Annotated in this window: 14 protein-coding genes; 5 read left to right on the top strand and 9 right to left on the bottom strand. The window is 66.8% G+C overall.

The features are described from left to right. The 5 genes from Q8M88_RS06990 to Q8M88_RS06970 all read right to left on the bottom strand — a co-directional run. Nucleotides 1-436 (bottom strand): ParA family protein (locus tag Q8M88_RS06990; RefSeq protein WP_305595761.1); only part of this gene is annotated, 436 nt, incomplete at its 3' end. Nucleotides 437-443: 7 nt separating this feature from the next. Next, entirely contained in the window at nucleotides 444-1,109 is a 666-nt protein-coding gene (rsmG, locus tag Q8M88_RS06985) for a 16S rRNA (guanine(527)-N(7))-methyltransferase RsmG (protein WP_305595757.1), read from the bottom strand. Then, nucleotides 1,087-2,979 (bottom strand): tRNA uridine-5-carboxymethylaminomethyl(34) synthesis enzyme MnmG, encoded by a 1,893-nt coding sequence (gene mnmG / locus Q8M88_RS06980; RefSeq protein ID WP_305595755.1) that lies wholly within the window; start codon nucleotides 2,977-2,979, stop codon nucleotides 1,087-1,089. Before mnmG ends, rsmG begins: the two co-directional genes overlap by 23 nt. Before the next feature lie 49 nt (nucleotides 2,980-3,028). Continuing rightward, nucleotides 3,029-4,366 carry a tRNA uridine-5-carboxymethylaminomethyl(34) synthesis GTPase MnmE gene (gene mnmE / locus Q8M88_RS06975; RefSeq protein WP_305595753.1) on the bottom strand — a complete coding sequence of 446 codons (1,338 nt, stop codon included), beginning with the start codon at nucleotides 4,364-4,366 and terminating at the stop codon, nucleotides 3,029-3,031. Continuing rightward, a complete protein-coding gene (locus Q8M88_RS06970; RefSeq protein WP_305595751.1) occupies nucleotides 4,366-4,605 on the bottom strand; it encodes a DUF6489 family protein in 240 nt (79 codons plus the stop codon). The genes mnmE and Q8M88_RS06970 overlap by 1 nt, the downstream gene beginning before the upstream one ends. A gap of 104 nt (nucleotides 4,606-4,709) precedes the next feature. Here Q8M88_RS06970 and Q8M88_RS06965 point away from each other — a divergent pair, with 104 nt between their 5' ends. Together Q8M88_RS06965 and Q8M88_RS06960 are read left to right on the top strand one after the other, a co-directional pair. Next, on the top strand, nucleotides 4,710-5,405 hold the full coding sequence (locus Q8M88_RS06965; RefSeq protein ID WP_305595749.1) for a dienelactone hydrolase family protein: 696 nt from the start codon (nucleotides 4,710-4,712) through the stop codon (nucleotides 5,403-5,405). Nucleotides 5,406-5,408: 3 nt separating this feature from the next. Then, entirely contained in the window at nucleotides 5,409-6,380 is a 972-nt protein-coding gene (locus tag Q8M88_RS06960) for a quinone oxidoreductase (RefSeq protein WP_371132646.1), read from the top strand. A gap of 72 nt (nucleotides 6,381-6,452) precedes the next feature. Here the strand turns inward: Q8M88_RS06960 and rho are convergent, their stop codons facing one another. The 4 genes from rho to hemE form a co-directional block, all read right to left on the bottom strand. Next, complete coding sequence (gene rho / locus Q8M88_RS06955) at nucleotides 6,453-7,850, bottom strand: transcription termination factor Rho (RefSeq protein WP_305595747.1); 1,398 nt, start codon at nucleotides 7,848-7,850, stop codon at nucleotides 6,453-6,455. Between the two features lie 234 nt (nucleotides 7,851-8,084). Then, on the bottom strand, nucleotides 8,085-8,534 hold the full coding sequence (locus Q8M88_RS06950) for a CopD family protein (protein ID WP_305595745.1): 450 nt from the start codon (nucleotides 8,532-8,534) through the stop codon (nucleotides 8,085-8,087). Further along, nucleotides 8,531-9,565 carry a ferrochelatase gene (hemH, locus tag Q8M88_RS06945; RefSeq protein WP_371132645.1) on the bottom strand — a complete coding sequence of 345 codons (1,035 nt, stop codon included), beginning with the start codon at nucleotides 9,563-9,565 and terminating at the stop codon, nucleotides 8,531-8,533. The genes Q8M88_RS06950 and hemH overlap by 4 nt, the downstream gene beginning before the upstream one ends. After that, nucleotides 9,562-10,593, bottom strand: coding sequence for a uroporphyrinogen decarboxylase (hemE, locus tag Q8M88_RS06940; protein WP_305595743.1), 1,032 nt, complete (start codon nucleotides 10,591-10,593; stop codon nucleotides 9,562-9,564). Before hemE ends, hemH begins: the two co-directional genes overlap by 4 nt. Before the next feature lie 490 nt (nucleotides 10,594-11,083). On the opposite strand from hemE, the gene Q8M88_RS06935 reads away from it, so the two are divergent. From Q8M88_RS06935 to Q8M88_RS06925, 3 genes are all read left to right on the top strand, one after another. Then, nucleotides 11,084-11,938, top strand: a complete 855-nt coding sequence (locus Q8M88_RS06935) for a pyruvate, water dikinase regulatory protein (RefSeq protein WP_305595741.1) — start codon at nucleotides 11,084-11,086, stop codon at nucleotides 11,936-11,938. Next, complete coding sequence (locus Q8M88_RS06930) at nucleotides 11,935-12,531, top strand: Maf family protein (RefSeq protein ID WP_305595739.1); 597 nt, start codon at nucleotides 11,935-11,937, stop codon at nucleotides 12,529-12,531. Before Q8M88_RS06935 ends, Q8M88_RS06930 begins: the two co-directional genes overlap by 4 nt. Next, the coding region (locus tag Q8M88_RS06925; RefSeq protein ID WP_371132644.1) for a shikimate dehydrogenase at nucleotides 12,528-12,954 on the top strand (427 nt) is incomplete at its 3' end. The genes Q8M88_RS06930 and Q8M88_RS06925, both read left to right, overlap by 4 nt.

The following is a 12,954-nucleotide window of genomic DNA, read 5'->3' as shown; positions in this document are numbered from 1 at the left end:
GCACGGCGTCGGCCGCGGCCATGGCGTTGACGGTGAGCAGGCTGAGCGACGGGGGGCAATCCACCAGCACATAGGTGTAGGCGCCGCTGCGGCGCACCGGCTCCAGCGCGTCGCGCAGCTTGAACGAACGGCGCGGCTGATGACCCAGCTCAAGCTCGATGCCCGATAGATCTTCGTCGCCGGGGATCAGATCGAGGCCGGGCAGCTCGGTGTGGACCGCGGCCTCAAGCACCGACTGAGGCCCCATCAGCACGTCGTAGAGGGTGATCTTGCGCCGGGTGCGTCCGACGCCCAGGCCCGTGGACGCGTTGCCCTGCGGGTCGGAATCGATCAGCAGCACGCGTTCGCCGACCGCGGCCAGGGCAGTGCCGAGATTGATCGCGGTCGTGGTCTTGCCGACGCCGCCCTTCTGGTTGGCGACGACCAGGACGCGCATGGGCTGATCAGGCTTTTCGAGCACGGCCTAGCCTCCTGATGCGCACGATACGCCCCCGCGGATCGCTTCGACTCGGCACGACTTCCGCGTCAAAGTCCCAAGATATTGTAGCTTCTTCAAGCTCGGACACAACATCTTGGCTTTTCAGCAACAGGGCTTGCGCGCCGTTGCGAAGGTAAGGCTCGGCGAAGGCGAGCAGGCGCGTCATCGGCGCGCAGGCGCGCGCGGTGGCGACGTCGACCTTCAGCTTGAGATTTTCGGCGCGAGCGTTGTGCACCTGCGCGGGCAGATCCAAGGTCGTGACGACCTCGGTGAGGAACCGGCAACGCTTAGCCAGACTGTCGACCAAGTGCACCCGGAACCCCGGCCGGCCCTTGCCGAGGATCGCCAGCACCACGCCCGGCAATCCCGCGCCGGTGCCCAAATCGGCCCAGGTCAGCGCCTCGGGCGCCAAGGGTGCGATCTGGGCGCTGTCCCACGCGTGCCGCGACCAGAACGCGTCCAGCGTCGAAGCGCCGACCAGATTCACCCGCGTATTCCAGTCCGCGAGGAGCAGGCGGTAGGCCTCGAGATCGGCCATCTGCGCAGGCGTGGCGTTCGTCGCCGCAGCGAAGCTGGCGGCGTCCGAAACCACGGGTGCGGGTGGGGCGTCAGGCGGCGCGACGTCGGACATGGGCCAGCAATGCCGTGAGCGCGCCAGGCGTGACGCCTTCGATGCGCGCGGCCTGTCCGAGCGTCAGCGGGCGCACGGCGTCGAGCTTGTCGCGCACTTCGTTGGAAAGCGCGCCGATGGCGAAATAATCGATGGCGGGATCCAGGGTCAGGTCCTCGTCGCGGCGGAACGCAAGGGCGTCGGCCGCCTGACGATCGAGGTAGCCGGCGTACGAGGCGTCAATCTCAACTTGCTCTCGCACCTCGGCGTTCCATGAGCCGATCTCGGGCCAAACCTGAGCCAGTTCGTCAAAGCCTATCGTTGGATAGGCGAGCAATTCCGTGAGGTTGCGGCGTTGCCCGTCAGCCTTGACCGGTAGCCCGGCGCGTTGCGCCTGGGCGGTCGTCAGGGTCAACTCGGCGGCGCGGACACGCGCTGTCGCGAGATTTTCGGCCTTCTGCAGCCAAGCATCGCGCCGCAGTGCGCCAACCACGCCCAGGGTGAGACCGCGCGATGTCAGCCGCTGATCTGCGTTGTCGGCGCGCAGGGACAGGCGGAACTCTGCACGGCTGGTGAACATCCGGTATGGCTCGGTCACACCACGTGTGACGAGGTCGTCGATCATGACGCCGATGTAGGCTTCGTCGCGGCCGAAAACCACGGGCTCGGCGTCCGAGGCGGCCCGTGCGGCGTTGAGGCCGGCGACCAGCCCCTGCGCGGCGGCTTCCTCATAGCCGGTGGTGCCGTTGATCTGACCGGCGAGGTAGAGGCCGGCGAGGCGCTTCACCTCCAGCGTCGGCGAGAGTTCGCGCGGGTCCACGTAGTCGTATTCGATGGCGTAGCCGTAACGCTTCACCTCAACGGCTTCGAGGCCTGCGATGGTGCGCAGGAACAAGGCCTGGGTTTCGGCCGACACCGATGTGGAGACGCCGTTCGGATAGACCGTGTCGTCGTCGACGCCCTCGGGCTCGAGGAAGATCTGATGGCTGGTCTTGTCGGCGAACCGCACGACCTTGTCCTCGATCGACGGGCAGTAGCGGGGACCCCGGCCCACCGCGCGACCACCGTAGACGGCGGATTCGGTGAGCCTTTCGGCGATGATCCGGTGGGTCTCGGCGTTGGTGTGGGTGACCCCGCAGGCGACTTGTCGGGTGAGGATCGGGCCGGACAGGAACGAGAAGGCGGACGGCGTATCGTCGCCGGGCTGCATCTCCAGGCGGTCCCAGGCGATGGTGCGCCCATCCAACCTGGCCGGCGTGCCGGTCTTCAAGCGGCCCATCCTCAGACCCAGGGCGTAAAGGCGGTCCGACAGGCCGATCGCCGGCGCCTCCCCGACCCGGCCTGCGGGGATGCGCTGCTCGCCCTGATGGATGACCCCCTTGAGGAAGGTGCCAGTGGTCAGGACCACACGGCCCGAAAAATAGGTTTCGCCCGTGGCGCCGAGCACGCCCGTGACGCGGTCGCCGTCGACGATCAGATCCTCGACGGCTTCAGCTCGGACGGTCAGGTTCGGCGTGGCGGCGAGCTCGCCCTGCATCGCCTCGCGGTATTGCCGCCGATCGATCTGAGCACGAGGCCCGCGCACAGCAGCGCCCTTCGACCGGTTCAACAGGCGAAACTGGATGCCGGCGCGGTCCGCCAGGCGACCCATCACCCCGTCGAGCGCATCGATCTCGCGCACCAGGTGGCCTTTGCCCAGGCCGCCAATGGCCGGGTTGCAGGACATCTCGCCGATGGTTTCGAGCTTATGGGTGAGCAGCAGCGTGCGCGCGCCGAAGCGCGCGGATGCGGCGGCCGCCTCGCAGCCGGCGTGCCCGCCACCGATGATGATCACGTCCCAGGAGCTCAAGCTCGCCGCCTCGCATATCGCGCCACGTGCGCGAGAGCTCATATAGTCGATCGCGGCTCCCGGGTCACCGCGGCTTGTTTCACGTGAAACACTACTTTCCGATACAGAATGTCGCGAATATCCGGCCCAGCACCGCCTCCGGATCGATCCGACCCGTAATCCGATCCAATGAGCGGGCGGCGAGGCGCACATGCTCGGCGGCAAGTTCCGGCGCATCGACGCAGGTTCGCGCACGCGACAGCTCATCCGCCGCCGCCGCCAGCAACTCGCGGTGGCGCAGGCGCGTCGCGGTGGGGATCTCCCCTGCCCCAAGGGACAAGGTCACGGCGTCGGCGAGCCGCGCGCGCAACGCTTCGAGTTGACCGGGATCGTCCGCGGATACTGACACCACGTGGAGCCCGCTGGCCATACCGGCCTGACGCGCCCAGGCCGTCGCCGGTCCCGGGCGCAGGTCTGATTTGCTCAGGACGCAGATGTCGTCGGGCTGAAGAGCATCAGGCTGAGACGCGGGCGCCGACGCCGAACTGTCGATCACCCAGACGCGCAGGTCGGCCTCAGTTGCCCAGGCGCGCGCACGGCGAACGCCCTCGGCTTCGATCTCGTCGTCGGAGTCGCGCAGACCGGCGGTATCGGCCAGGATCGCCTTGTAACCGGCCAGGTGCAGAGGGACCTCGATTATGTCCCGCGTGGTGCCCGGCGTCGCGGTGACGATCGCCGCCTCGCGGTCCGCGAGGCGGTTCAGCAGGGTGCTCTTGCCCGCGTTGGGCGCGCCGATCAGGGCGATGCGATAGCCCTCCCGCACCCGCTCTCCGCGCCGCGCATCGTCCGCAGCAGTGTTCAGCTCGGTGATCAACCCGGCCAGGATCGGTTCCGCGCGGCGAGCGACATCCGCCGGCACCTCCTCGTCGGCGAAATCCACGGCGGCCGCGAAGATCGCCAACGCCTCGGTGAGCGCGGCGCGCCATTCACGTTGGGCGCCGCTCAGCGCGCCGTCGAGCTGGGCCAGAGCCTGGCGCCGTTGAGCGTCTGTCTCCGCGTCGATCAAGTCGCCCACGGCTTCGGCCTGCGCGAGGCCGAGCTGGTCGTTCTGAAAGGCGCGCCGTGTGAATTCCCCCGGCTCCGCCAGGCGCAGGCCGGCGACCGCGAGGGTTTCAAGCAACCGGCTGACGACGGCCGCGCCGCCGTGCACGTGGAATTCGGCGCAGTCTTCCCCGGTATAGCTGGCCGGCGCGGGGAACCACAGGACCAGGCCATGGTCGAGCGTGTCGCCTTGGGCGTCGCGCAACCGCCGGAGCGTCGCCACGCGGGCGCTCGGCAGGCGCCCGCTCAATCGTCGGACGACGTCACGGGTCGCGGGACCCGACAGGCGCACCACGGCGACCGCCGCCCGGCCGGGCGAGGTCGCGGCGGCGAAGATGGTGTCAGTCATCAGGTCTTGGTGATGTTTCCAAGGCTGGCTTCGATCAATTTACGGAACTGCTCCTGCGCCCCCGCGCCGAACGCCATCCAATTCTTCATCAGCTCGTCGCCTGACAGCATCGACATGTTGGAGTCGAGGCGGTTCTGCATTTCCCTCACCAGGTGTTCGTTCAGGGGCGACACGTCGGGAAGACCCATGAAGCGGCGCGCCTCCTCCGGGCTGCAGTCGACCTCTACCGTGACTTTCATCGAAACCGCCTTCCCGAACGTTTGAGCACTTTGGTTATGGTCGCACGCCGTCGGGCGCGCTAGTAGCCCCCACACCCTCCACGAGACAAGAAGGCGGCAGCCGCATGGGCGAGACCATCACCATCACCACAGAAGACGGCGCTTTCTCCGCCTATCTGGCTCGGCCCGCATCAACGCCGGCTCCGGCGATCATCGTGCTGCAGGAGATCTTCGGCGTGAACGCCGGGCTTCGGCAGATCTGCGACAACCTGGCCGGGGAAGGCTTCCTGGCGGTCTGCCCGGATCTGTTCTGGCGGCTGGAGCCCGGAATCGAGCTCACCGACCAGACGCCGGAGGACTGGAAGAAGGCCTTCGCGCTGATGAACGCCTTCGATGTCGATCAGGGCATGGTCGACGTGGCGGCGGTGGTCGACCAGGTGCGTGACCTGGACGAGTGCAGCGGCAAGGTCGGCGCGGTGGGTTTCTGCCTGGGCGGCCTGCTGGCCTTCCTCACCGCAACCCGGACCGACGTGGACGCCAGCGTCGCCTACTACGGCGTCGGCATCGAGAACCGCACGGTGGAGATCGAAAAGCTGGCCCAGCCGCTGATGATGCACATCGCCGAAGATGACCAGTTCGTGCCGAAGGAAGCGCAGGCGATCATTCTTCAGGCGATGAAGAACGATCAGAACATCGAGATCCACACCTATCCGGGGCGGAACCACGCCTTCGCCCGTGAAGGCGGCGAGCACTACAACGAGGCCGACGCCAAGCTGGCTGCGGGCCGCACGCTGTCCTTCTTCAAGACTCATCTCGGCTGAGTCGTGCGCGCCGTACGGATGCATGAGCAGGGCGGCCCTGACGTCCTGAAGGTCGTAGATTTGCCGTCGCCCGAGCCTGGCCCGGGCGAGGTGCGGATCCGCAACGAAGCGATCGGCCTCAACTTCCTGGAGACCTATCAGCGGTCCGGATTGTACGCGATCCCGCTGCCCACCGGTCTGGGGTCGGAAGCGGCGGGCGTCGTTGACGCGCTCGGCGAAGGCGTCACGCGCCTGAAGATCGGCGACCGAGTCGGATACGCCAGCACCCAGATCGGCGCCTACGCCGAACAGCATGTGATCCCGGAGTGGAACGCCTCGCTGCTACCTGCCTCGATCGACGCGCGCACGGCGGCGGCGGCGATGCTCAAGGGTATGACCGCCCAGTTCCTCCTGCACCGCACATGGCCAGTGCAGCGCGGGGACACCATCCTCGTTTACGCCGCGGCCGGCGGTGTCGGGTCGATCCTCGTGCAGTGGGCCGCACACTTGGGCGCCGACGTGATCGCCGCCGTGGGATCGGCGGCGAAGGGCGATACGGCGCTGAAGCTCGGCGCCAAGCACGTGATCCTCTATCGCGAGCAGGACGTGCCGGCCGAGGTGAAGCGCATCACGGGAGGCGAAGGCGTCCGCGTCGCCTACGATTCCGTCGGCGCGGCGACGTTCGAGAACACCCTGGCCAGCATCGGTCGCCTGGGCATGTTCGTGAGCTATGGGAACGCGTCGGGTCCGCCACCCGCCATCACGCCGCTGCGGCTACGTCAGCAGGGTTCGATCTTCCTGACGCGGCCCGACCTCTACGACTACATCGCGACGCCGGCCGAACGCGACGCCACGGCGCAGTCGCTGTTCGATGTGATCGGGTCCGGGGCGGTGAAGATCGCCATCGGCGAGACCTTCCCGCTGGATCGCGTCGCCGATGCGCACCGGCGGATGTCGAGCGGCGAGACCACCGGCTCGAGCCTGCTGATTCCCTAAACGCCTACTGTGAAGCCTGCGGCGATCAGTCCTACCGAGTGTTTCACGTGAAACACCCGGTAGGGCCGAAACTCAGGTGTTCATGGAGTCGAAGAAGTCAGCGTTGTTCTTGCTGTGGCGCAGCTTGTCGAGCAGGAACTCGATCGCATCCTGAGCGCCCATCGGGCTGAGGATACGGCGCAGGACGTGGGTCTTCTGCAGCTGGGTCTTCTCGGTGATGAGTTCGTCCTTGCGGGTGCCGGACTTGAGCACGTCGATGGCCGGGAAGATCCGGCGGTCGGCGACCTTGCGGTCCAGGACGATTTCCGAGTTACCCGTGCCCTTGAACTCTTCGAAGATGACTTCATCCATCCGGCTGCCGGTGTCGATCAGCGCGGTGGAGATGATGGTCAGCGAACCGCCCTCCTCCACGTTGCGCGCCGCGCCAAAGAAGCGCTTCGGGCGTTGCAGGGCGTTGGCGTCAACACCGCCGGTCAGCACCTTGCCGGACGACGGCACCACGGTGTTGTAGGCGCGGCCGAGGCGCGTCACCGAGTCCAGCAGGATGATCACGTCGCGCTTGTGCTCGACCAGGCGCTTGGCCTTCTCGATCACCATCTCGGCGACCTGCACGTGGCGCGTCGCCGGTTCGTCGAAGGTGGACGAGATCACCTCGCCGCGCACGGTGCGTTGCATGTCGGTGACTTCTTCCGGCCGCTCGTCGATCAGCAGCACGATCAGGTAGCATTCGGGATGGTTGGCGGCGATCGACTTGGCGATGTTCTGCAGCATCACCGTCTTGCCGACGCGAGGCGGCGCGACGATCAGGCAGCGCTGCCCCTTGCCGAGCGGAGCGACGATGTCGATGACCCGGCCGGAACGATCCTTCAGGGTCGGATCCTCGATCTCCATATTCAACCGCTCTTCCGGATAGAGCGGCGTCAGGTTGTCGAAGAGCACCTTGTGGCGGACGTTTTCCGGCGGTTCGAAATTGATCTGGTCGACCTTCACCAGGGCGAAGTAGCGCTCGCCTTCACGGGGCGCGCGGATCGCGCCATCCACCGTGTCGCCGGTCCGCAGGCCAAATTTGCGGATCTGCGAAGGGCTCACATAGATGTCGTCTGGCCCAGGCAGGTAGTTGGCTTCCGGCGAGCGCAGGAAGCCGAAGCCGTCCTGAACCACCTCCATGGTGCCCGACCCCGAGATCTCCACGCCTTCTTCGGCGAGGGTCTTGAGGATGCCGAACATCATGTCCTGCTTGCGCATGGAGTTGGCGTTCTCGATCTCCAGCGTCTCGGCGAAGGACAGCAGGTCGGCGGGCGACTTGTCCTTCAACTCCTGGAGCGACATGCGGGTGAGGCCGAGCGCTGCGACTGCGGCGCTGAGTTCAGAGGTCTCGTCGCCGCCATCGGCGCCGGAATCCCCATCGACCTGACTGTCCTGCGTATCATTGGGCAGGTCCAGGGCTTCGTGTTGTTCGTCTTCGTTCATTGAATTATCTCGTGAAACAGGATGCGACCGCGGAATCCGTGACGGACTCCGGGCGCGTGAGGGATAGGTACTTGACGCATGGCGCGTCGGATCGTTCTTGGGGGCCGACGGCTGCAGCCAGTGGGCGCGGCGCCGGCGATAATGCGGGGCGCGGCCAGGGGACCCTTTCCGCGTATCTCAGCGGAACCACGTCCACATTGGAAGGTCAAGCCGCAATTGTAATCGGTATGGCCGTCAGCGGTTTCCGAACTCGGTCGTCACCGCCAGCACCATGACGATGGCGGCCAGGAACGGCAGTTCGTTGGTCATACGCCAGAACCGGTTTGACCGGGTGTTGCGGCCCTCGGCGAAGCTCTTCCGAGCTCGTCCCAGGAAATGGTGCCAATAGGTCAGGAAGACCACGCCGCTCAACTTGGCGATCATCCAGGGCTGACCGAGGAAACCCCATCCGCGCGTCGTCCCGTCGAACCAGATCAACGCGCCGCCGAAGATCCAGGCCGCCGCCATCGCCGGGTTCATGATGATCCGGTAGAGCTTGCGCTCCATGGTCTGGAAGGTCGCATCCATCTCCGAGCCCGCCTGCGCCTGGGTATGATAGGCGAACAACCGCGGCAGATAGAGCAGTCCCGCCATCCAGGCGATCACCGCCAATATATGCAGGCCCCGCAACAGGTCGTAGGTCATTGGGCCTCCGCCGACGCCGGGCACTTGGGGCAGAGCGAGCATCGCCAGGCTCCGGCCGGGCCCACAGCCTCGCTCCGTCCTTGCGCGTCCATCACGGCGTCCCGAAGCCAGTCGATGAACGCGGGCGACACTCCTGGCGTCGGGGCCCGAAGATAGGGTGCGCAGCCCGCGGCCTGAGCGAGCGCCGCATATTCATGATCGAGCTCCACCAGCGTCTCAACGTGCTCGGAGACGAAGGCGATGGGCGCGATGATCACGCCCTTACCCTCGGCGCCGGCGCGGCGGATTTCCTCGTCGGTGGAGGGCCCGATCCATTTCAGCGGTCCAACACGGCTCTGGTAGCAGACACGCCAGTCCCAATCAGCGGGCAGCAGCGCCGCCACCGCCTGCGCTGTCGCCTCGATCTGAATCTGATAGGGATCGCCCCCGTCGACCACTTTTTCCGGCAGTCCGTGGGCGGAGAAGAGCAGCCTTAAGCCTTCGGGTTTTCCAGCCTCATGCCAAGTCTTTTCAATGGCTTGTGCATGCGCGGCGGCCAATCCGGACGCGTCCGGATAGCAGCAGATCGTACGCACGCGGGCCCTTCCCCGATACACTCTCGACCACTCGGTGAGTGATGAGGCCGTCGTGGTGGTGGAGTATTGCGGATAGAGCGGCGTAAGCACGATGTCGTCGGGAGCGAACGCCTCTACCGCCCTCGCCGTCTCCTCGGCGAACGGCGTCCAATAGCGCATGGCGATGAAGGCGCGGACCTCGACCTCGTCCTCATAGGCTTCGGTGAGAGCGGCCTCGAGCGCCTGGCCCTGAGCTCGGGTGTTCTTCAGCAACGGTGATCCGCCGCCCATCAGGGCGTAGTTGGCCCTGGCCGATTTTGCGCGGCGCGACGAGATCAGCGCGGCCAGCGGATAGCGGGCGATCGCCGGGACCGCGATGATCGCCGGGTCCTTGAACAGGTTGTGAAGGAACGGCCGCACGTCGCCGGGGCCGTCCGGGCCGCCCAGATTGAACAGCACTACCGCCAGGCGCGTCATCGGCCGGTGACCCGCTCGACCACGCGCTGGATATTGGCCACCGGCGTGTCCGGCAGAACGCCGTGACCCAGATTGAAGATGTAGGGCCCCTGCCCCCATCCCTCCAGCAGGGCGTCGACGCGGGCGTCCAGCGCCGGACCGCCGGCTCGCAGCAGCAGGTTGTCGAGCGCGCCCTGGATGGTCTTGCCTCGCGCCTGCAGCCGGCGGCCCAGCGCCAGCGGAGCCTGGGTGTCGAGCGCGATTCCCTGAACCGGCGTGCTCTCCCCGTACGATTCCACCAATGCGCCTGCGCCCCTTGGAAAGCCGATGAACGGCGCGGTGACGCCGGCGGCGCGAACCTGCGCCACGATCGCCTGGTGCGGACGCACGACCACGCGCTCGAACACGTCCTCCGAGAGCCCCTCGGCCCAGGACTCGAACAATTTCAACACCTGAGCGCCGGCGTACGCCTGCATCACCAGGTAGCGGGCGGTGGCGTCGACCAGAATCCGCAAGAGCCCGTCTAGAATATCGGGGTGGTCGTAGATGAAGCTGCGGGCCGCCGAGCGGTCGCTGCCTCGGCCCTCGATCATGTAGGTTGCGACCGTCCAGGGCGCCCCGGCAAAGCCGATCAGCGCCCGCTCCGGTTCCAGAGCCGCGCGGACCCGCTTCAAGGTCTCGCCGATCGACGACAAGCGCTCAGTGGACGCCTCAACCTCGCCCGCCAGGGACTCAAGGGATGGCAATGGCCCCAGACGCGGCCCCTCCCCCGCCTCGAACCAGACCTGCTGGCCCAACGCGCGAGGGATCAGCAGGATGTCGGCGAAGACGATCGCCGCATCCAAGGGAAAGCGGCGCATCGGCTGCAATGTCGCCTCCGCCGCCATCTCCGGATTGTGGCAGAAGGCGATGAAGTCCTTCGCCCGCGTGCGCAGCTCACGGTACTCCGGCAAGGAGCGCCCCGCCTGCCGCATCAGCCAGATCGGCGGCCGCTTCAGGGTCTCGCCATCTAGGGCGCGCAGCAGCAGAGGGCGAACGGGCTGGTTCATGCCGGCGGTTAAATCGTCTTCGGCCGGCCGGCTCAAGCCCGGTGCGCGCCAGGCTTCCTTCTTCCAATTAAGAGTTAGATTCCCTTTCGGGTGAAGTAGCAGGTTGGCCCTGCCCGCTACGGGGACAACTCAGTCGCGCCTGCGACAATGCGAACCTTCTCCCCAGGCTGGCCATACCAGGACGCGGTCTGACTGGTATGGCCTGTGAGTCGCGGGGATGACCACGAAGCTGCTCGTAATGCTTAAGGAATCGTTAACCGGGATCCGGCGCCGATCGGCAGAGTCCAGTCGTCCGTCCCAAGGCTGTCTAAAACTCCCTGTCGCGCAGCCGCCGGACCGCGCCGCAGGGGATGGAGGGATCGCAAACCGGCCGGGTTATGCAGGCTTTGCGCCCTCGCCGGCGGAGACGCACGATCGAGCCTCCCCTATCCCCAAGCGCGCACAGCTCCGGTAGAAGGGATGCACAGAAACCATCCCCAGAAATCGGCAGATGACCCTGACACCGCAGCAACGCCTGGCCACCTACTTCCATGTGCACCTGGTGTCGGACTCCACCGGCGAGACGCTGAACGCCCTGGCTCGCGCGGTCTGCGCCCGATTCGAGAACGTCCTGCCGATCGAGCACATCTACGCCCTGGTGCGCTCGCCGCGGCAGTTGGACCGCGCGCTCTCCGACATCGAGGAGGCGCCGGGCATGGTGATCCATACGATCGTCGACGATCAGCTGCGCACCGCGCTGGAGGAAGGCTGCCGCCGGCTGGACATGCCCTGCATCGCGGCGCTCGACCCGCTCGTCTCGGCCCTGTCGCGCTATCTCGGCGCATCGATCACCAGCCGGGTGGGCGTGCAACACGCGCTCGACAACGACTACTTCAATCGCATGGACGCGCTGAACTACGCAATCGGACATGATGACGGGCAGGGCGGCCAGGACCTGGAGCAGGCTGACGTGGTCCTGGTGGGCGTGTCTCGGACATCGAAGACGCCGACCTGCATCTACCTGGCCCACCGCGGCGTGCGCGCGGCCAATGTGCCGCTGGTGCCGCACAGGCCGCCGCCGGAAAAGCTGTTCGATCTCAAACGAGCGCTGGTCGTCGGCCTGACCGTGTCGCCGGATCGACTGGTGCAGATTCGCAAGAACCGCCTGCTGAGCCTGAAGGAAACCCGCGAAAGCACCTACACCGACCCTGAAGAGGTCCGCGACGAGCTGGTGCGCGCGCGCCGGCTGTTCGAGCGCCAGGGCTGGCCGGTAATCGACGTCACCCGGCGCTCGGTGGAGGAGACCGCCGCGGCGGTGCTCAATCTGATGCATGGCGGCCACGGCCAGGTCGAGGTGTTGGGATGACGTCAGACGTCGTTCTGGCTTCGAAGAGCCAGGCCCGATCGATGGTCCTGGCCGGCGCGGGGGTGACGTTCGAGACCGCCGTCGCCGGGGTCGACGAGGACGCGGTGAAAGTCGCCCTTATGGCGGAAGGTCAGGGTCCCCGCGAAATCGCCGATGCGCTCGCCGAACTCAAGGCGGTGAAGGTGTCGCGCAGCCGTCAGGGACTTGTGGTGGGCGCCGACCAGACGCTCGAGTTCGAGGGCGGCCTCTATGACAAGGTCGACACCCTGGCGGCCGCTGGCGAGCGCCTGCGGCTGTTGCGGGGCAAACCGCACCGGCTGCATTCGGCGGTGGTGGTGGCCCAGGACGGCGCGCCGATCTGGCGCGAAATCGTCAGCGCCACATTGACCATGCGTTCGTTTTCGGACGAATTCCTCAATGAATACCTTGAATTGGATGGCGCTGAAGCCTTGGGATCGGTGGGCTGCTACCGCCTCGAAGGTCGCGGCGTGCAGTTGTTTAGCCGGATCGAGGGCGACTATTTCACCATATTGGGACTGCCGCTGATGGGACTGCTCGACCTGTTGCGCCGCCATGGCGCGCTCGCCCAATGACGTCGGTCACAGCCCGATCGGTGGTCGTTGGCGTCGTCGGTCGCCCGATCAGCCACTCGCTGAGCCCGATCATCCACAATGCCTGGATCGCGGCCGCAGGGATCGAGGCGGTGTATGTGGCGGTTTCGCCGCCGGAAGACGGATTCGCCGCCTTTATCGCGGGCCTGCGCGGCGGCGGCGTGCTGCGCGGCCTGAACGTCACCCTGCCCTTCAAGCCGCAGGCTCTGGCTCTGGCGGACGACACGACCCCACGGGCCAAGGCCGCGGAGGCCGCCAACCTGTTGGTGTTCCAGCCGGACGGCGGCATCTGGGCCGACAACACCGACGGCCTGGGACTGCTGTCGGCGTTCGCGAGCCAAGCGCCGGGGTTCGACCCCGCGGCCGGACCCGTGGCGGTGCTGGGGGCAGGGGGCGGCGCACGGG

The organism is Phenylobacterium sp. (genome assembly GCF_030693805.1).
In the GTDB taxonomy this organism is placed as follows: domain Bacteria; phylum Pseudomonadota; class Alphaproteobacteria; order Caulobacterales; family Caulobacteraceae; genus Phenylobacterium.
The sequence above is the reverse complement of the archived record's forward strand: the minus strand, read 5'-3'. Positions and strand labels throughout refer to the sequence as shown.